General features: G+C 66.9%; 19 protein-coding genes, 2 pseudogenes and 1 riboswitch. Of the genes and pseudogenes, 12 read left to right on the forward strand and 9 right to left on the reverse strand.

All coding sequences use genetic code 11. The features are described from left to right. Positions 1–3 precede the first annotated feature (3 nt). On the reverse strand, positions 4–927 hold the full coding sequence (locus tag ACIGII_RS13315) for an AraC family transcriptional regulator N-terminal domain-containing protein (RefSeq protein ID WP_399638782.1): 924 nt from the start codon (positions 925–927) through the stop codon (positions 4–6). A 46-nt stretch (positions 928–973) separates the two neighbouring features. Between ACIGII_RS13315 and ACIGII_RS13320 the strand changes: the two genes are divergently transcribed. Beyond that, entirely contained in the window at positions 974–1,777 is an 804-nt protein-coding gene (locus tag ACIGII_RS13320; protein WP_399638784.1) for an SDR family NAD(P)-dependent oxidoreductase, read from the forward strand. A 172-nt stretch (positions 1,778–1,949) separates the two neighbouring features. Here the strand turns inward: ACIGII_RS13320 and ACIGII_RS13325 are convergent. Further along, positions 1,950–2,039 (reverse strand): annotated as a pseudogene (locus ACIGII_RS13325) (oxidoreductase); the annotation flags it as partial. Between the two features lie 201 nt (positions 2,040–2,240). Here ACIGII_RS13325 and ACIGII_RS13330 point away from each other — a divergent pair. Further along, positions 2,241–3,152: a CPBP family intramembrane glutamic endopeptidase gene (locus ACIGII_RS13330; RefSeq protein ID WP_399638786.1), complete on the forward strand. Its 912-nt coding sequence runs from the start codon at positions 2,241–2,243 to the stop codon at positions 3,150–3,152. A 45-nt stretch (positions 3,153–3,197) separates the two neighbouring features. Here the strand turns inward: ACIGII_RS13330 and bdcA are convergent, their stop codons facing one another. Then, the gene (gene bdcA, locus ACIGII_RS13335; protein WP_399638788.1) at positions 3,198–3,908 is read right to left on the reverse strand and encodes an SDR family oxidoreductase; all 711 of its coding nucleotides are present in this window, start codon (positions 3,906–3,908) and stop codon (positions 3,198–3,200) included. A gap of 75 nt (positions 3,909–3,983) precedes the next feature. Between bdcA and ACIGII_RS13340 the strand changes: the two genes are divergently transcribed. Next, the gene (locus tag ACIGII_RS13340) at positions 3,984–4,583 is read left to right on the forward strand and encodes a TetR/AcrR family transcriptional regulator (protein WP_399638789.1); all 600 of its coding nucleotides are present in this window, start codon (positions 3,984–3,986) and stop codon (positions 4,581–4,583) included. A gap of 13 nt (positions 4,584–4,596) precedes the next feature. Here the strand turns inward: ACIGII_RS13340 and ACIGII_RS13345 are convergent. Beyond that, positions 4,597–4,695 (reverse strand): annotated as a pseudogene (locus ACIGII_RS13345) (AraC family transcriptional regulator); the annotation flags it as partial. A gap of 146 nt (positions 4,696–4,841) precedes the next feature. Between ACIGII_RS13345 and ACIGII_RS13350 the strand changes: the two are divergent. Continuing rightward, on the forward strand, positions 4,842–5,126 hold the full coding sequence (locus ACIGII_RS13350; RefSeq protein ID WP_399638791.1) for a hypothetical protein: 285 nt from the start codon (positions 4,842–4,844) through the stop codon (positions 5,124–5,126). Positions 5,127–5,910: 784 nt separating this feature from the next. Continuing rightward, complete coding sequence (locus tag ACIGII_RS13355; RefSeq protein WP_399638792.1) at positions 5,911–6,207, forward strand: hypothetical protein; 297 nt, start codon at positions 5,911–5,913, stop codon at positions 6,205–6,207. Positions 6,208–6,443: 236 nt separating this feature from the next. Here the strand turns inward: ACIGII_RS13355 and pncA are convergent, their stop codons facing one another. The 5 genes from pncA to ACIGII_RS13380 form a co-directional block, all read right to left on the reverse strand. Further along, positions 6,444–7,070, reverse strand: coding sequence for a bifunctional nicotinamidase/pyrazinamidase (pncA, locus tag ACIGII_RS13360; RefSeq protein WP_399638793.1), 627 nt, complete (start codon positions 7,068–7,070; stop codon positions 6,444–6,446). 57 nt (positions 7,071–7,127) lie between these two features. Beyond that, the gene (locus ACIGII_RS13365; RefSeq protein WP_399638794.1) at positions 7,128–7,799 is read right to left on the reverse strand and encodes an epoxyqueuosine reductase QueH; all 672 of its coding nucleotides are present in this window, start codon (positions 7,797–7,799) and stop codon (positions 7,128–7,130) included. A gap of 66 nt (positions 7,800–7,865) precedes the next feature. Continuing rightward, on the reverse strand, positions 7,866–10,163 hold the full coding sequence (gene metE, locus ACIGII_RS13370) for a 5-methyltetrahydropteroyltriglutamate--homocysteine S-methyltransferase (protein ID WP_399638796.1): 2,298 nt from the start codon (positions 10,161–10,163) through the stop codon (positions 7,866–7,868). Between the two features lie 209 nt (positions 10,164–10,372). Next, positions 10,373–10,604, reverse strand: a riboswitch (cobalamin riboswitch). Between the two features lie 42 nt (positions 10,605–10,646). Further along, a complete protein-coding gene (locus ACIGII_RS13375; protein ID WP_399638798.1) occupies positions 10,647–10,943 on the reverse strand; it encodes a HigA family addiction module antitoxin in 297 nt (98 codons plus the stop codon). An 11-nt stretch (positions 10,944–10,954) separates the two neighbouring features. Continuing rightward, a complete protein-coding gene (locus tag ACIGII_RS13380) occupies positions 10,955–11,236 on the reverse strand; it encodes a type II toxin-antitoxin system RelE/ParE family toxin (RefSeq protein WP_249833529.1) in 282 nt (93 codons plus the stop codon). A 267-nt stretch (positions 11,237–11,503) separates the two neighbouring features. On the opposite strand from ACIGII_RS13380, the gene ACIGII_RS13385 reads away from it, so the two are divergent. The 7 genes from ACIGII_RS13385 (at position 11,504) to ACIGII_RS13415 (ending at position 18,047) form a co-directional block, all read left to right on the forward strand. Then, the gene (locus ACIGII_RS13385; RefSeq protein WP_399638799.1) at positions 11,504–12,283 is read left to right on the forward strand and encodes a hypothetical protein; all 780 of its coding nucleotides are present in this window, start codon (positions 11,504–11,506) and stop codon (positions 12,281–12,283) included. A 70-nt stretch (positions 12,284–12,353) separates the two neighbouring features. Beyond that, entirely contained in the window at positions 12,354–12,923 is a 570-nt protein-coding gene (locus ACIGII_RS13390; RefSeq protein ID WP_399638801.1) for a sigma-70 family RNA polymerase sigma factor, read from the forward strand. Then, positions 12,920–13,696, forward strand: a complete 777-nt coding sequence (locus ACIGII_RS13395; protein ID WP_399638803.1) for an anti-sigma factor domain-containing protein — start codon at positions 12,920–12,922, stop codon at positions 13,694–13,696. The genes ACIGII_RS13390 and ACIGII_RS13395 overlap by 4 nt, the downstream gene beginning before the upstream one ends. 92 nt (positions 13,697–13,788) lie before the next feature. Beyond that, complete coding sequence (locus ACIGII_RS13400) at positions 13,789–14,748, forward strand: acyl-CoA desaturase (RefSeq protein WP_399638804.1); 960 nt, start codon at positions 13,789–13,791, stop codon at positions 14,746–14,748. 1 nt (position 14,749) lies between these two features. After that, positions 14,750–16,030 (forward strand): NAD(P)/FAD-dependent oxidoreductase, encoded by a 1,281-nt coding sequence (locus ACIGII_RS13405; protein ID WP_399638806.1) that lies wholly within the window; start codon positions 14,750–14,752, stop codon positions 16,028–16,030. Next, complete coding sequence (locus tag ACIGII_RS13410) at positions 16,027–16,794, forward strand: DUF1365 domain-containing protein (RefSeq protein ID WP_399638807.1); 768 nt, start codon at positions 16,027–16,029, stop codon at positions 16,792–16,794. Before ACIGII_RS13405 ends, ACIGII_RS13410 begins: the two co-directional genes overlap by 4 nt. Then, complete coding sequence (locus ACIGII_RS13415) at positions 16,791–18,047, forward strand: class I SAM-dependent methyltransferase (protein ID WP_399638809.1); 1,257 nt, start codon at positions 16,791–16,793, stop codon at positions 18,045–18,047. The genes ACIGII_RS13410 and ACIGII_RS13415 overlap by 4 nt, the downstream gene beginning before the upstream one ends.

Here is an 18,047-nt window from a genome sequence, read left to right on the forward strand (position 1 = left end):
AGCTCACCGGGCGGTAGGCGGCAGCGCCTCGCGCGGTGCGTGGCCGAACAGCCGGCTGAACTCACGGCTGAACTGGGAAGGGCTCTCGTAGCCCACGGCGAAGGCGGTGGCGGAGATGCTGGTGCCGCCCCGCTGCAGCAGGCGGCGTGCCTCGATCAGGCGCAGCTGCTTCTGGTACTGCAGCGGTGACAGACCCGTTGCCGTACGGAAATGTCGATAGAACAGTGCGCTGCCCATGCCTGCACGGCTGGCCAGCGCTGCTGCATCGAGTGGTTGCCTGAAGCTGCGTTGCAGGTGGCCAATGGCGCTCGCCATTCGGCGTGCCAAGGGGGAGGGCTGGGCCATCGCCAGCAGCGCCGGCCCTGCTTCACCCTGCAACAGACGGAACAGCAGCTCGTGCTGCAGGCCGGGCCACAGCAGCCGCTGGGCGTCGGGCGTATCGAGGGCCAACGCCAGTAGACGCTGCAGACAGTTCAGTACCGGCCAATCCAGTGCAACCACACTGAACGGCGCAGGATGCGGGGCCTCGCCTGCAGGCGGGCTGCCCAACTGGCCAAGCAACTGCCGCAGGACGCCGGTATCCAGCTCCACCACCAGCCCAAGGAACGGCGTGCGGTGGTCGCCACGGGACACCGTCCCGCGCGCGGGAACCGGCTGGCGGGTAAGCAGTGCATTGCCGGCGCGGTACTCCAGTACCGCATCATTCACCCATACCTGCTTGGCCCCCTGCAGCACCGCTCCCACCGCGGGGCGGTACAGGGCCGGGGCCGGCACGCGCGTCGAGCCTGTACGCGCCAGCCAGGCACCAGGCAGAAGTTCCAGCAGCGGCGATGCATCTGCACTGCGTGCGTGCAGCACCGCCTGTGCCTGCAGTGCCAATGCACGCAACGTGGCCTGGTGATCTTCGATGGCAGGGAAATCGGGCAAGGATCGTACGCGATTGGGCAAGTGCAGGCGGAACCGTGGGCGCAGCATGTCATGCCCCGGTTCACGAGACAAAGCCATGATGGACAACGTACACACGCCCCGCACGATCGCCCTGGTTACCGGTGGCAGCCGTGGCATTGGCCGCAGCATTGCCCTCCACTTGGCCAGGCAGGGCAGCGATGTGTTGATCACCTACCAGCATCAGCAGGTGCAGGCGGCCGAGACCCTGCGGCAGATTGAAGCCTGCGGCGTGCGCGCCGCGATGTTGCCACTGGATCTGGACGCCATTGGATCGCTGGAGACCTACGCGGCGGCTGTGCGGGCGCAACTGCAGCGCTGGGATGCATCCCACTTCCACCAGTTGGTGAACAATGCAGGGCTGCACGCACCATCAGCGTTTGGAGAGATCCGTGGCGATGACATTGATCTGCTGTACCGCGTGCACTTCAAGGCGCCACTCCTGCTGACCCAGTTGCTGGCGCCACAGCTGGCCGATGGCGGCGCCATCATCAACATCTCCACCAGCCTGACCCGGCATGTGGCTGCGGGCAGCCTGGCGTACGCGGCCATGAAGAGCGCGCTGGAAACCGCGACCCGCTATCTCGCGCTGGAGCTGGGGCCGAGGGGAATCGCGGTTAACTCCGTGGCCCCTGGCGCCACCGAGACCGACTTCTTCGGCGGTGCTGTGCGCGACGATGATGCTGTGAACCAGTACGTGGCACAGCACACGGCGATGGGACGCACCGGTCGCCCCGACGACATCGGCAAGGCCGTGACAATGCTGCTGGCGGGAAGTGGCCGTTGGATCACCGGCCAGCGCATTGAGGCCTCGGGGGGAATGCTTCTGTAGGCGATGAGGTGACCTGACGATGTCCGCTTCTGGCCGAAAGCGGACACGGGGGAGTGGCAAGTGATGTTCGTCGCAGGCCCATATGCTGCGCTTGGCACCCCAAGCGCCATCTGGCAATGCCGCAGCGTCTGCTCATTACGACTCAGTGCACATCGCCAACCGCGTTCGCACATCAAGCCCCAAACGCACCATCAATCGTATGCATCGCGCCGGACACGAAGCTTGCCTCCGGCCCGGCCAGCCAGGCCACCATGCCCGGCACCGGCATCCTGTCGCCGTTCACTGAGCCGATCACGATTGAAACCGCCACCCAAAGCGAACACCACGGGCATCAACTCAGCGCTATTTCGTCGGCGATCCGGGTGATTCATCGGCGGCTTCTGTGGCTTGGTCGCAGACGGGTTGCCACGCCCCCGCGCGGATGACAACTTGCAGCGGCGATCACGTCGACCTGGAGCTCCGCATGACCCCCGTTGCCCTGTATTCGCCCGATCCGGCGCGCGGCTGGCTGCCCTGGGCCTGGCTGACGCCGATCCTGATGATCCTGTTCAACGCGGTACCCGTGATCGCGCTGGACGGGTGGATGCAGTCGCAGCATTGGTCGACGCCGAGCGGCGATCCGATCGGCCTCGCTGGCTTGCATGCGCTGCTGTGGATCGGTTTCGCGCCGACCCTGGGGGCGGTGCTTGTGTGGGTGCGCTTCGTCGAAGGGCGCTCGCTGGCGAGCATCGGGCTGACCGGTCCGGCGCCGCTGAAAACCTTCCTGCGCGGAATGGCCGTTGGATTCGGCACGATCGCGCTGGTCACAGTCGCGATCTGGATGGCTGGCGGCATGCAGGCGGCGGGCTTGGGGCCGGCCTGGCGGTCGCCCGTCAGTCTGCTGCACATCGGTCTGCTGCTATTGAGTTTCATGTTCCAGGCGAGCGTGGAGGAAGTCATCTTCCGCGGCTGGATGCTGTCGGTGGTGGCGCGCAAGACCAATATCGCGGTGGCAGTGCTGCTGGCGTCGCTCGTTTTCTGCTTCCTGCATTTCAGTCCTCACCAGCCGCCCCGGGTCATGCTCGGCACGTTCCTGTTCTCGCTGTTCGCCTGCGCCTGGGTGCTGCGGACCGGCAATATCTGGGGCGTGATGGGCTGGCACGCGGGGTGGAACTGGTTGCTCGCGACCGGCTTCGATCTGCCCGTCACCGGCATCGATGCGCACTTGCCGGCGCTGCTGGTGGCGCTGCGCCCTCAGGGCCTCGACCCCCTGAGCGGTGGCGCGCAAGGGCCGGAAGGAAGTTACCTGTGCAGCGTCTTCTTCGTCGCCGCGATCGCGTGGATCCAGTGGCGAAAGACGCGCGGAGCCCAGAACTTCTCGCCGACCAGCAGGTAAGGCCACTGCCCGGACGGCATCGCCCCGTCCGGGCCCGTGCGCACATCAAGCCCCAAACGCACCATCAATCGTATGCATCGCGCCAGTCACGAAGCTTGCCTCCGGCCCGGCCAGCCAGGCCACCATGCCCGCCACTTCCTCCGGGCGACCGTGACGCTTGATCGCCATGAAACTGTGCATCAACTCCTTCATGGGGCCGTCCTCCGGATTGGCATCCGTATCGATGGGGCCGGGCTGGACAATATTGATCGTGATGCCGCGCGGCCCGAAGTCCCGTGCCAGGCCGCGTGCCAGCCCCTGCAACGCGGACTTGCTCACCGCGTAGGACGCCATGCCCGGCACCGGCATCCTGTCGCCGTTCACCGAGCCGATCACGATGATGCGGCCACCGTCGCCCATCGTGCGCGCTGCCTCGACGGAGGCGTGGTAGGGCGCGTGCACGTTGATGCGCAGCAGGCGATCCACGGCATCTGGATCCTGCTCCAGCGCATCACCGAAGATCGCGATGCCCGAGTTCACCACCAGCACGTCCAGCGGACCGGTGTCGCGTACGCGGGCGATCACCGCGTCACGGTCCGCGCTGTCGGTCTTTTCGGCCGTCGCGCCGGTTTCGGCGGCCAGCGCATGCGCCGCATCCGGGGACCCGCTGTAGGTGAACGTCACTGACGCCCCGTCGGCCGCGAAGCGGCGCACGATCGCGGCGCCAATACCGCGGCTTCCGCCCAGTACCAGCACCTTCTTGTTCTCAAAAGCCATTGTTGGACACGCCTATGTCATTAATGTAGCATCCACTATAGAAACCGCGCTCGGCAGCTGTCAAGGAATTTAATAGTGGGCGATACAAAAAAATCGCGACCCCGCGGTCGCCCCCGGGCGTTCGACCCCGACGCTGCGGTGGCCACCGCGCAGCAGCTGTTCCATGCGCGCAGCTATGACGATGTAAGCGTGGCGGACATCACCGGCACCTTGGGGATCAACCCGCCCAGCTTCTACGCCGCCTTTGGCAGCAAGGCGGAGCTGTTTGGCCGCGTGCTCGACCGGTATGCATGTGACGGGGCCATTCCGCTGCAGCAGCTGCTGGATCCGGCACGGCCCGTCATCGACTGCCTGGCCGCCGTGCTTGAGGAAGCCGCATGCCGCTATGCCGGCAAGGCGGGCGCGTCCGGGTGCATGGTCATTGAAGGGGTGCAATCCATCGACGAGGGCGCCAGGCAGGCAGCCATGGTGTTCCTGGTCGGCGCTGAAGCGGCGATCCGTGACTTCGTCGCGGCTCGGCACCCAGAGGCCGCCGACCGGGTGATGGACTACATGACCACGGTGATGATGGGGCTGTCCACGAATGCGCGTAGAGGGCACGACCACGCACGCCTTCTGCAGTCCGCGCGACTGGCGGTTGGCGGATTGGAGCAGGCGATGGGCCGCCCCAGGTAGCAGGGTTGGGGGACTACGCCCTCAGACCGCGTCGGCTCGCCACCATCCGCGCCGCATCCAGGGAGGGCGGTAACCCGAAGGCCCTCGCGTACTCCCGGGTGAACTGCGTGGATGGGGCGATCAGTGGTCCGCCATCGGCAGGATGCGGACGCCTCGCCCTGACGGGGTCGTTCGCCCGTGCTAATGTCCGCTTCCGGCCCATGGCAATCCCTTTCAGGATTTGGGAATTTTGGTTTGCAGTTCCATCATGGAGGCATCATGGGGCGTGAAGTTGTGAGAGTTCCCCCTGGGTTCGAGCATCCGCTGGATGAGTACGGCGACTACATCGTGGGTAGTCACCACGAGCTGCTCTACAACGCAGATCCTGCATCGCGTACGGCTTTTCAACTCTATGAGAACGTCACTGAGGGCACTCCGGTGAGTCCCGTCTTTGATACCGCTGAAGCACTTGCCCAATGGCTGGGACAGGAAGGCTGGCAACAGGAAGCCATTGATTCATTACTTGAGACTGGGCACGCACCATCATTCATCGCCCGGCCCTGACATCCGCTTCTGGTCGAAAGTGGACGGTTGCCCTGCGGCATGGCGGTAGCTTGGCTTACGCCTGCTCAAGGCTACATCTCGCATGATGAAGTGCAACCCGATCATGGACGACCAGGCATGGTAACGAAGTGTTTGAAGGGTTCGGCCGACCGTCGATAGTGATGGACGCAGAATCGGACTGCTTGAGCTTGGGCCAAATGCGGTTCCCATTCTTGAATCAGCTTTCATTGGGGAAGCCCTACGCCAAGGTGCTTGCGGTGCGTATGAGTTTGGATCGGGCGAGGACCGCGTTTAAGCGAGTGTGCCGATTCGTTAGGCTCTAGTTGCTGGAGAGACTTGACGGGAAAGGGGCAGCTCTGCGATTCCCGAGCGTCCGCTCCTGGCCGAGCGCGGAGCTTCTCTGCTTGGCGGATTCAAGCGCGAGTGTGGATGGTTCTGGAACGTTGACGGGTGTCACGACCAACGGTCGTGACCTACCGGGTTCAAGGTCATTGGGGTGGGGGGCGGCATTCATGGCTGGGGGCGCGCCGGTATCACCCGGGTCGTGGCGTGGCCGGGGACGCCGACGCGTTGAATTGGCTTGGTCGAAGGCGGAAAAGTACCGGAGCAGTCGTTGCCTTTCGTGGGATGGCCCTTGGCCGCGCTGACCCGAGCCGAGGCACGGGCGGTGCGGTCGGACCGGTGCTAGAGTCGCCTTGGCACAAAAGCGGACCCCAGCCCGGGGTTGGGGCAGGCACAGCCAATTGGCCCCCAAGGGCCCATCTGACAGGGAGTTGGACGACTGATGATTACAGACCTCTGGCCGTACTTCGGTGGCTTCGGATTCATCGCGGCGCTGTTCTTCAAGGTGCGTGGCATCCTGATTCTGGCCTGCGTGCTTTTCGTAGGCGCGTTTGCAGGTCTGGCGATTACCGGCCTTGCCGGATCAGACACATGGCCCTGGATCTTTGGCATTGCACTGATGGCCTCGCCCATCTTTGGTGCGATTGCACTGGCGGGGGTGCTCGTGGGGTGGCTGGTAAAAGCGGTCATTTGGAAAGCCACGAGCGAGTCAACCGAATCCAGCGACGACGTCGACTGACAATTCGCTCAATTCGAACCGACTTCGCGGATCGAACTCAGTCGATCATGCGATGTCCATTGCCGGCCGAGAGCGGACATTGTCTGCGTGGCGGATTCAAGCGCGAGGGGCAGTGGGTTTGGAACGATGATGGGCGTCACGACCAACGGTCGTGACCTACCGGATCCTGACCCGATGGTCCCGACCGTGGCGGGGTCAGCGGCTTCGTTCATTCGGTGGAGTGCCAGTCCCGTACGTTAGATCACTGCGATCCTGGCCTTGGCCAGCGCCTCGCGCGCCATTCCGTCGTTGGCTTCGGTCACGGGCCGGGTCAGCTCCCAATGGAACTTCACCCGGAAACCCGCCTTTGCCGCGTCCTGCGCGCTCCACAGCACGCAGTAATCGCGCGCCAATCCGCACACATGCACCTCGCGGATGCCGCGCTCGTGCAGCCAGCCGGCCAGCCCGGTGGCGGGGCGGGTGCCGTCGGGCCCATGGTTCTCGCGGAACGCACTATAGGAGTCCACCTCGCGGCGGGTGCCCTTGCGCAGGACCAGGTCGGCCACGGTCCAGTCCACGCCCGGGTGCAGCACGGCGCCCTCGCTGCCCTGCACACAGTGGTCCGGCCACAAGGTCTGCGGCTGCGCGTGCAGCAGGATGGTCTCGAACGGAAGCTTGCCCGGATGCTGGCTGGCGAAGGATGCGTGGTCGGCCGGGTGCCAGTCCTGGGTCGCCACTACCGTGCGGTAGCGGCGCTCCGCCAGCAGGGCGGCAATCGGCGCCACCAGCGCATCGCCGTCTTCGCAGGCCAAGGCGCCGCCGGGCATGAAGTCCGGCTGCAGGTCGATTACCAGCAGGGCGACATCGGCGGGCAGCGGGGTCATGGCAGGTCCAGCGCAACGGAAGAGGGGCAACCAGCGTGGCGGCCCCTCGTGCGTACGTCAATCGCCCTTGGGCGTGTCGTTGTCCTGGCCGTAATACAACAGGCCGATCTTGATCCGCTCACGGTTGTTCTCGCGCCGGTGGCGGTTGGCGTCGCGCAATGAATACACGCAGCCGCAGTATTCCTGCTGGTAGAACTGCTCGCGCTTGCTGATCTCCACCATGCGCGCGGCGCCACCGCCCTTGCGCCAGTTGTAGTCCCAGTACTGGATGCCGGGGTAGTGCGCGGCGGCACGGTGGCCGCAGTCGTTGATCTGGTTCATGTCCTTCCAGCGCGAGATGCCCAGCGAACTGCTGATCACCGGAAAGCCATGCTCATGCGCGTACAGCGCGGTACGCACGAAGCGCATGTCGAAGCACATGGTGCAACGGATGCCGCGCTCGGGCTCGTTCTCCATCCCGCGGGCGCGGGCGAACCAGTTGTCGGTGTCGTAGTCGGCGTCGATGAAGGGAACGCCGTGCTGCTCGGCGAAGCGGATGTTCTCCTGCTTGCGCAGCTCGTATTCCCGCGCCGGGTGGATATTGGGGTTGTAGAAGAAGATGGTGTAGTCGATGCCTGAGGCGGTAATGGCTTCCATCACCTCCCCGGAGCAGGGCGCACAGCACGAATGCAGCAGCAGCTTGTCGTGGCCGCCGGGCAGGGTGAGGGTGGGGCGGTTGAAATCGGTCATGCGGAAATCCATTGACCCCGCTGCCGGCAACGGCGGCAGCGGGGTCCTTGTGCAACAGTGGAAAGATCAGGCGGCGTTGGCGTCGGCGGTCTCGGCGCGCAGCTGGTGCGCCGCCGCTACCAGCGCTTCCAGCGCGGCCCGCGTCTCCGGCCAGCCGCGGGTCTTCAGGCCGCAGTCCGGGTTCACCCAGATCTGCTCGGGGCGAAGCACCTCGGCGGCCTTGCGCAGCAGGGAGAGCATCTCTTCCTTGTCCGGCACACGCGGCGAGTGGATGTCGTACACGCCCGGCCCGATTTCGTTGGGGTACTGGAAGCGCACGAAGGCATCCAGCAGTTCCATGCGCGAGCGCGAGGTCTCGATCGAGATCACATCGGCGTCCATTGCTGCCACCGAGTGGATGATGTCGTTGAACTCGGAGTAGCACATGTGGGTGTGGATCTGGGTGGCATCGCGCACGCCGCTGGCGCTGATCCGGAACGCTTCCACCGCCCAGTCCAGGTACTCGCGCCACTGCGCGCGACGCAGCGGCAGGCCTTCGCGGATGGCCGGCTCGTCGATCTGGATCACGCCGATGCCGGCCGCTTCCAGGTCCAGTACTTCATCGCGCAGGGCCAGGGCGATCTGCCGGCAGGTATCGGCACGCGCCTGGTCGTCGCGCACGAACGACCACTGCAGCACCGTCACCGGGCCGGTCAGCATGCCCTTCATCGGGCGGTCGGTGAGCGACTGCGCGTACTGCGACCAGCGCACGGTCATCGGCTGCGGGCGGGTCACGTCGCCGTAGATCACCGGCGGCTTCACGCAGCGCGAGCCGTAGCTCTGCACCCAGCCGTTCTTGGTGAAGGCGAACCCGTCCAGCTGCTCGCCGAAGTACTCCACCATGTCATTGCGCTCGAACTCGCCGTGCACCAGCACGTCCAGCCCGATCTGTTCCTGGATGCGCACGCAGTGTTCGGTCTGGGTAGCCAGGAAGGCATCGTAGTCGGCATCGGAGAGGGTGCCGGACTTGTTGCGTGCGCGCGCTTCGCGCACCTCCAGCGTCTGCGGGAACGAGCCGATGGTGGTGGTCGGGAAGCGGGGCAGCTTCAGCGCCGCGGCCTGGGCCAGGTGGCGCTGCGGATAGCGGCTGTGGCGCTGCGCATCGGCCGGGGTCAGCGCGGCCAGGCGCGCGGCGACGGCAGGGTTGTGCACGCGGGCGGAGCGTCGGCGCGATTCAATGCGCTCGCGCGACAGGGCCAGCGGTGCCTCGGCGCGGGCCGGGGCGTCGATGGCATCGGCCAGCACGCGCAGTTCTTCCAGCTTCTGCCTGGAGAAGGCCAGCCAGCCCTTCAGCTCGTCGTCCAGCTTCCTTTCGTGGGCCAGGTCCACCGGGCTGTGCAGCAGCGAACAGGATGGGGACAGCCACAGGCAGTCGCTGCCCAGCTGGCCATGTGCATAGCGGGCCAGCACCAGTGCATTGTCCAGATGGGTGCGCCAGATATTGCGGCCATTGACCAGGCCGGCCGACAGCACGCGGCCCGCCGGCAGGGCCTTGATCACCGCGTCCAGCTGCTCGGGAGCACGCACCAGGTCCACGTGCAGGCCATCGACCGGCAGCGAGGCGGCCAGTGCCAGGTTGTCGTCCAGGGCGCCGAAGTAGGTGGCCACCAGCACCTGCGGGCGGGCGGCGTTGGCCAGCACGGCGTATGCGTGTTCAAACGCGGCGCGGGCTTCCGGGCTGAGGTCCTGCACCAGTGCCGGCTCATCCAGCTGGACCCACTGCGCGCCGGCAGCCTGCAGTTCACCCAGCAGCTGCACGTACACCGGCAGCAGGGCGTCCAGCAGGTCCAGCGCCGGGCTGCCGTCGGTGGTCTTGGACAGCAGCAGGAAGGTGACCGGGCCGATCAGCACCGGGCGGGTCTCGATGCCCAGTGCCTTGGCCTGGCGGTATTCGGCCAGTGGCTTGTCACCGCGCAGCGCGAAGCCCTGGCCGGCCTGCAGCTCGGGCACCAGGTAGTGGTAGTTGGTATCGAACCACTTGGTCATTTCCAGCGCGTGCAGGTCGATGCCATCGCGCTGCAGGCCGCGCGCCATCGCGAAGTAGCCGGTAAGCGGATCGGCATCGGCCAGCGCGCGGTAGCGGGCGGGAATGGCGTCGAACAGGAAGGCGGCATCCAGCACCTGGTCGTACAGGCTGAAGTCGTTGCTGGGCGGTACATCCACGCCGGCCTCGCGCTGCAGCTGCCAGTGCGTGGTCCGCAGGCTGGCGGCGGTGTCCTGCAGCGATTCCGCGCTGCTCTGGCCGGACCAGAACGCTTCCAGCGCGCGCTTGAGCTCGCGTTTGGCGCCGATGCGGGGGAAACCCAGGTTGGTAACAGTGGTCATGGAACGTGTCCTCATTGCGTAGGCATTGAGGAACGAAGGAACTGCGTGGCCACCACGCCATTGCTGCCGTGCCGCCCCGCCAGCGACCTTCGCCCCCGCGGGCGAACCGGATGCCGCGAAGCGGACGCACGGGGGCAGCGCCACGCAGAAGACATGGCGGCAGGCCCCGGCAACCTCCCCGCGGACGTTCCAGGTCGAATCAGAGGACGGTCGTGTCCTCCGGCCGGGGCCGGTATTCGGGCTGATGGACACGGGCACGGGGCCCACCTACTTCCTGCCGCTTCCCAGGCGCTAGGCCCAGTGCTGTTGGCAGGTTTCGTTTCCACTCACCGCTGCGGGGCAGCTCCGGAATGGGTGCGCAACGCACCGTCACCGGATTCCCGTTTAAACCCATCCCTTCATCGGCATGAAGAGATGGATACCTTCGGCAAGCACAAGGTAGGCCGAGTTGCGCCGGCGGTCAAGGGGAGGGCAGGTTTTGGATCAGGCGGCGGGCTGATACGGTTCGATGCGAGCCAGAACGTCGGCCAACTCGTCGCGCGCCTTGGCTGCGTCGTACGACATCTGCAGGTTCATCCAGAAACCCTCGCTGGTACCGAAGAACCGCGCGAGCCGCAGTGCCGTGTCGGCCGTGACGCCCCGACGGCCGGCGATGATCTCGCTGATACGCGTTTGTTTGACGCCGATCGACTTGGCGAGCCGATACTGGGTCAGGCCGAACGGGGCCAGGAATTCTTCCTGAAGGATCTCACCAGGATGCGGGTAGGGGATGGAACGCATGGCGGCAGTCCTCAGTGGTAATCGCATATCTCAACATCCGCCGGACCAACGTCCGTCCAGATGAAGCAGATCCGGTACTGGTCGTTGATGCGAATGCTGCATTGCCCAGCTCGGTCGCCGTGCAGTCGCTCGAGACGATTGGCAGGCGGCACCTTGAGGTCTTCAAGCCGGGTGGCGGCATCGAGCATGACCAGCTTTCGCATCGCGACACGCTGAACGGCCTGGAAGTGCCTGATCCGCTTACCCACAAACAGGCCGCGGGTAGCAACGCAGCGGAACGAGACGATGGCCATGAAGATCTCTTGAGGAAGAATGCTACCGCTATCCGGTAGTACCGTCAAGCGGTATTAAAAAGCTCCGCAAGGTGCTCTGCATGCATGCGGGCATGTGGCCTCACATGCTGCGCAACATCTGGCCGCGTAAACGCAACCCTTGTCACGGCATCAATATTGCGTAATGAAATCCGCTTTTCGAGAGGCTGCTTCTAAAACAACGCGAGCGCCTGCATCCGTGCGCCCACTTGCCGCGTATCTCTCCAGCAACCTCTCATGGAAACCGGCATGCGCCGCCTCCCCATCAGCTCGACTGGACTGCTTCTGCTGCTGTGCCCGTTGCTGGCGCCTGCCCAGGCCGTGCAGCGACAGGAAGGGCGCGCGTTCGCTGCGGATGGTGGCGCGTTGCTCTATCGCGAGACGCACTGGCTGCAGGGGCCGCCCGAGGCGTTGTCGCGGCTGGTGCTGTACCGCTGCGCGGACGGCCGCCCCTTCGCGCGCAAGTGGATGACGCCGCAGGGCAGTCCGCAGACGCCGGATTTCGCGCTGGAAGACGGGCGCGACGGATACCAGGAAGGTGTGCGCGGCAATGGCGCGGCGCGCACGGTCTACGTGCGCGCCACTTCGGATGCCACCCCGGTCAGCCGCGGCCTGGAGGTGCCCGCAGGCGCGGTGGTCGATGCCGGTTTCGACGCGGCCGTGCGGCGCCATTGGGCAGACCTGCTCGAAGGGCAGCCGGTAGCGTTCCAGTTCCTGCTGCCCAGCCGCCAGAGGCTGGTGCCGTTGAAGCTGCAGCGCACTGGCGCGCTCACCTGGAAGGGCCAGCCGGCACAGCAGCTGCAGATGAAACTGGATGCCTGGTTCGGCTTCGCGGTGCCGGCGGTGACCCTCGTCTATGCCAGCGCCGACCAGCGCCTTCTGCAGTTCAGCGGCACCGGCAACGTGCGAGACCACAACGGGCGCTACCCACAGGTGCGCGTGGAGTTTCCAACGCCGCCGGTGGCCGCTACCGCGGCAGAGCTTGCCACGGCGCGGGGGCAGGCCCTGGTGAAGACATGCGACAGCTGATGACCCTCTTGCAGCCAATCGCCAGAGCAACGACCATGCAGGTTCGCTCCCTGCCGACGTTGAGCCTGCGATGCCCGAGCTGGATGCTTCAGATACCGCTGCGTCCGCACGCCTCGACCGGCTCCTGGTCCAGGTGGCCGGCGGCGACCGCCAGGCGTTCGAGTCTGTTTACCAGCTGGCCTCGGGCCGGCTGTTCGCGATCTGCCTGCACACCCTGCGCGATCGCGGCGATGCCGAAGAGGTCCTGCAGGATGTCTTCACCACGGTCTGGCGCAAAGCGACCCAGTTCGATGCCACGCGGGCGTCGGCCATGACCTGGCTGTCGATGATGGCGCGCAACCGCGCGATCGACCGGCTGCGCGCCGCGCCGCCGCGCGCGCTGGATGACCTGTCGGTGGCCGAGGAAATTCCGGATTTCGCGCCGCAACCGGGGCAGGTGGCCGAGCACGCCTCCGACCGCGCGCGCCTGGACGATTGCCTGGATACCCTGGAACCGCGTCGCCGCTCGCTGATCCGCAGCGCGTTCCTGCACGGCGCCAGCTATGAGGAACTGGCCCGCCGCATCGGTTCGCCGCTGGGATCGGTAAAGAGCTGGATCCGCCGCGGGCTGGGCCAACTACGGGTGTGCCTGGAACGATGAACATCCGCGACCTTCACGACATCGAAGACGGGCAGCCGCCCAGCGCCGACCTGCTGGCCGGCGAGTACGTGCTGGGCGTGCACGACGCCGCCGAGCGGCGCCAGATTGAACAGCGCATCGCCACCGACCCGGGCTTCGCGCGCCTGGTCGAGCAATGGCAGGCCAGGCTTGCGCCGCTGCTGGAAGAACTGGGCAGCGAGGCAGTGCCGGCACACCTGTGGCCGCGTATCCGCAGCGAGCTGGGCTGGCCGGCGGTGACGGCCGCGCCGAAGCTGTGGCAGCGCACCGGGTTCTGGCAGGGCATGACTGCCCTGGCGGCCGCCATTGCGCTGGTGGCGGTGTTCAACCGCCAGGTGCTGCCGCCGACCGCGCCGACCACGCCGGTCGCGGTGACCCCAACCCCGACGCCGACCCCGGCCGAGCCGGAACAGGCCACCAAGCCGGTCACGCCGCTGCTGCACGACGACGGCACGCCCGGCTGGCTGGCGTCGGTGGACAAGGCGCAGGGCAAGGTGCTGATGGTGCCGGTGCCGGCACCGGCCGATGCGGCCGGGCGCGCACCGGAGCTGTGGCTGATTCCGGCAGGCGGCGCGCCGCGTTCGCTGGGCCTGGTGTCGATCAACCGCGCCCATACCGTGGCCGTGCCGGATGCGTTGCGTGATGTCCTTGTGAACGGGTCGGTGCTGGCGATCACGCTGGAACCGTCGAGCGGCGCGCCGCAGGGCATTCCGACCGGTCCGGTCATCGCCAAGGGCGACATCGCCAACCTGTAAGGCCCCCCCTTCCGGAATTATTTTCGGAAGGGGTGCATCCAAACACCCCCCACCTGCGTATCTCCTGATGAACCACCCAGGAGAAGCGCGACATGCAGTCCCGTTCCACCCCCGATCACCCCGGTCGCGCCCCGCGCGGCCTTTGGGCCACCGTGGTGCGGTGGTTCGACACCGGTGCGTCCGCGCCGGTGGCGGGCAACGACGGGAACCGCGTGGACTGGCTGCGGGCGATCCCGTTCGTGGCCATGCACCTGGCCTGCCTGGCGGTGATCTGGGTAGGGGTGTCCTGGGTGGCGGTGGGCGTGGCGCTGGCGCTGTACGCGCTGCGGATGTTCGCCATCACCGCCTTCTACCACCGCTACTTCGCGCACCGCACCTTCCGCACCTCGCGCGCGGTGCAGTTCCTGTTCGCGGTGATCGGCGCGGCCAGCGTGCAGCGCGGGCCGTTGTGGTGGGCCGCGCACCACCGCAACCACCACCGCCACACCGAAACCGCGGCCGACCCGCATTCGCCCACGGTGCACGGCTTCTGGTGGAGCCACATGGGCTGGTTCCTCACCACCGATGGCTTCCGCACCGACTGGGCGCGCATACCCGACCTGGTGAAATACCCCGAACTGCGCTGGCTGGACCGCTTCGACACGCTGGTGCCAATCGCGCTGGCCGCCGCCTTGTTTGGCCTGGGCGCACTGCTGGAGCGGGTGGCGCCGGGGATGGGCACCAGCGGCGGGCAGATGCTGGTGTGGGGCTTCTTCATTTCCACCGTGGTGCTGTTCCACGCCACGGTCACCATCAACTCGCTGGCCCACCGCTTCGGCTCGCGCCGCTTCGCCACCGGCGATGACAGCCGCAACAACCTGTGGCTGGCCCTGCTGACCTTCGGCGAAGGCTGGCACAACAACCATCACTTCTTCCCGGGCACCGCGCGCCAGGGCTTCTACTGGTGGGAAGTGGACCTCACCTGGTACGGGCTGCGTGCGATGGCCGCGCTGGGCCTGGTACGCGACCTCAAACCGGTGCCGGCCTGGGTGCTGGCCAAGGCGGAGCACTGACATGCGCATAGCCGTGATCGGATCGGGCATCGCCGGCCTGGCCAGCGCCTGGTGGCTGAGCCAGCGCCATGAGGTCACCCTGTTCGAGGCCAACGACTATCTGGGCGGCCACACCCATACCCACGCGGTGGAGGTGGACGGGCAGGTGCACGCCGTGGACACCGGCTTCATCGTGTTCAACCCGACCCACTACCCGCTGCTGACCGCGCTGTTCGATGAACTCGGCGTCGCATCGCAGCCGACCACCATGAGCTTTTCAGTGCACAGCGAGCGCAGCGGCGTGGAATACAACGCCACCTCGGTGGACACCCTGTTCTGCCAGCGCCGCAACCTGCTGTCGCCACGCTTCTGGGGCATGCTGCGTGACCTGCGCCGCTTCTACCGCGAGGCGCCGGCGCTGCTGCACAGCGCCGACGAAGGGCCCTCGCTCGGGGAATACCTCGACGCAGGCCGCTACGGCAGCGCCTTCATCCAGGAACACCTGCTGCCGATGGCCTCGGCGTTGTGGTCCGCCCCGATCGCCAGCCTGGCGCAGTTTCCGGCGCGTTACCTGGTGCAGTTCATGGCCAACCACCAGATGCTGCAGATCAGCGGCCGGCCGGAGTGGCGGGTGGTCACCGGCGGCTCGGCGCGTTACGTCGAGGCACTGCGCCGGCGCTGGCGGGTACGCGAACGCCTGGAATGCCGCGTGCTGGGCGTGGAGCGGCACGAACACGGCGTTCGGGTGCTCACCCCTGACGGTCTGGAGGGCTTCGACCAGCTGGTACTGGCCTGCCACAGCGACCAGGCGCTTGCGCTGCTGTCCGACGCCGACCCCACCGAGTACAGCGTGCTCGATGCCATCCGCTACCAGCCCAATGAAGTGGTGCTGCACACAGACGCCCGCCTGTTACCGCGCAACCGCAAGGCCTGGGCCGCGTGGAACGCGCATGTACCGCGCGATGCGATGGCCCCGTGCTCGGTGAGCTACTGCATGAACCTGCTGCAGGGCATCGAGACGCCCACCCCGCTGGTGGTCACGCTCAACCGCACCGACGCCATCGATCCGGCGAAGATCCTGCGCACGCTGCATTACGCGCACCCGGTGCACGACCACGAGATGGTGCGCGCGCAGGCGCGCTGGGCGGAAGTACAGGGCCGGCGCCGCACCTGGTTTGCCGGCGCGTACTGGGGCTGGGGCTTCCACGAAGACGGCATCCGCAGCGCGCGACGGGTGGTGGACGCGTTGCAGTCGCTGGACGCGGAGGCGTACTGGCCGCTGTCGCAAGGGGTGTCGGCATGACCGCCAGCGCGATCTACCGGGGGCGCATGCAGCACCGCCGGCACGCGCCGCACGCTCACGCCTTTACCTATCCGGTCGCGCAGCTGCTGCTGGACCTGGACGAACTGGACACGGTGTTCAAGCGGCGCTGGCTGTGGTCGGTGGGACGCCGCAACCTGGCCGAGTTCCGCCGCAGCGACTACCTGGGTGACCCGGACCAGCCCCTGGCCAGCGCGGTGCGGGCACGCATCGCCGAGGCGCTGGGGCGCGCACCCTCTGGCCCGATCCGGCTGCTGACCCACCTGCGCTACGCCGGCCACGTCTTCAATCCGGTGAGCTTCTACTACTGCTACGCGGCCGACGGCACCACGCTGGAGTGCATCGTCGCCGAGATCACCAATACGCCGTGGAAAGAGCGGCATGCCTACGTACTGCCGGTGGCGGAGGCGGATGCGCACGGCCGTGCACTTGGCTGGAGCTTCGACAAACGCTTCCACGTCTCCCCGTTCATGCCGATGGATTGCCACTATCACTGGCGTTTCACTGCCCCGGGCGATGATCTGCGCGTGCACATGCAGGTGTGGCGCGATGGCCAGCGGCAGTTCGATGCCGACCTGGCGCTGCAGCGCCACGCGCTCGACGGCCGCGGCCTGGCCACGGTACTGCTGCGCTATCCGCTGATGACGCTGCAGGTGGTGGCGGCCATCCACTGGCAGGCGCTGCGCCTGTGGCTCAAGCGCACCCCTGTCCACGACCACCCTTCGATTGCCGGAAAGCACCCATGAACGACATGACCCAACCGCTGGCCCTGCCCCGGCCCAGCGCACTGGAAGCCTTCCTGCGCCGGCGCCTGCTGGCCCAGCTCGCGCCCATGAAGGGAGGGCGACTGCAACTGCGCGACGCACTGGGCGATGTCACCCTCGGCGAAGCCGACGCGCCGCTGCAGGTCGTGGTGTGGGTGGATCACCCCGCGTTCTACCGCGCGGTGGCCGCGCAGGGCAGCGTAGGCGCAGGCGAGGCCTACATCCGCGGCGAGTGGCGCTGCGACAACCTGGTGGCGCTGGTGCAGCTGCTGGTGCGCAACCGCGCGCTGCTCGACGGCATGGAGCGTGGCCCGGCGCGCCTGGGCGGGTGGCTGCTGCAGGGCTGGAACCGGCTGCGCCGCAATACCCGCGAAGGCAGCCGCCGCAACATTGCCGCGCACTACGACCTGGGCAATGCGTTCTTCTCGCTGTTCCTGTCCAGCGACCTGATGTATTCCTCGGCGCTGTATGCCGAACCCGGCGACACGCTGGAAGTGGCCTCGCAGCGCAAGCTGGCGCGCATCTGCGGCCAGTTGCAGCTGCAGCCCGGCGACCGGGTGATCGAGATCGGTACCGGCTGGGGCGGCTTTGCGGTGTACGCCGCGCTCCACCACGGCTGCCACGTCACCACGACCACCATCTCCAGGGAGCAGTACGCCCTGGCCACCGAACGCGTGGCCAGGGCGGGACTGCAGGACCGGGTGACGGTGCTGCTGAAGGACTACCGCGACCTCGACGGCCAGTACGACAAGCTGGTGTCGATCGAGATGATCGAGGCCATCGGCGCGCAGTACCTGGACACCTACTTCGCCACGCTCACCCGGCTGCTCAAGCCGGAGGGGCGGGCCATGCTGCAGGCGATCACCATCGAAGACGAGCGCTATGAGCAGGCGCGGCGCAGCGTGGATTACATCAAGCGCTACGTGTTCCCGGGCAGCTTCATTCCCTCGCTGCACGCCATGCTGGGCGCGAAGACGCGCAGCAGCGACCTGCAGCTGATCGGCCAGCATGACTTCGGCCAGTCCTACGCGCTCACGCTGCGCGCGTGGCGCCGGCGCTTCCTGTCGCAGCTGCCGGCAGTACGCGCGCAGGGCTTCGACGAGCGCTTCATCCGCCTGTGGGAGTTCTATCTGGCTTACTGCGAGGGCGGTTTCCTGGAGCGCTCCATCGGCGTATCGCAGCTGCTGCTGGCGCGGCCCGGTTACCGGCCGGCGCCCATCGAGGGAACCCACTGA

The organism is Stenotrophomonas sp. NPDC077420 (assembly GCF_044543385.1).
Classification (GTDB): Bacteria; Pseudomonadota; Gammaproteobacteria; order Xanthomonadales; family Xanthomonadaceae; genus Stenotrophomonas.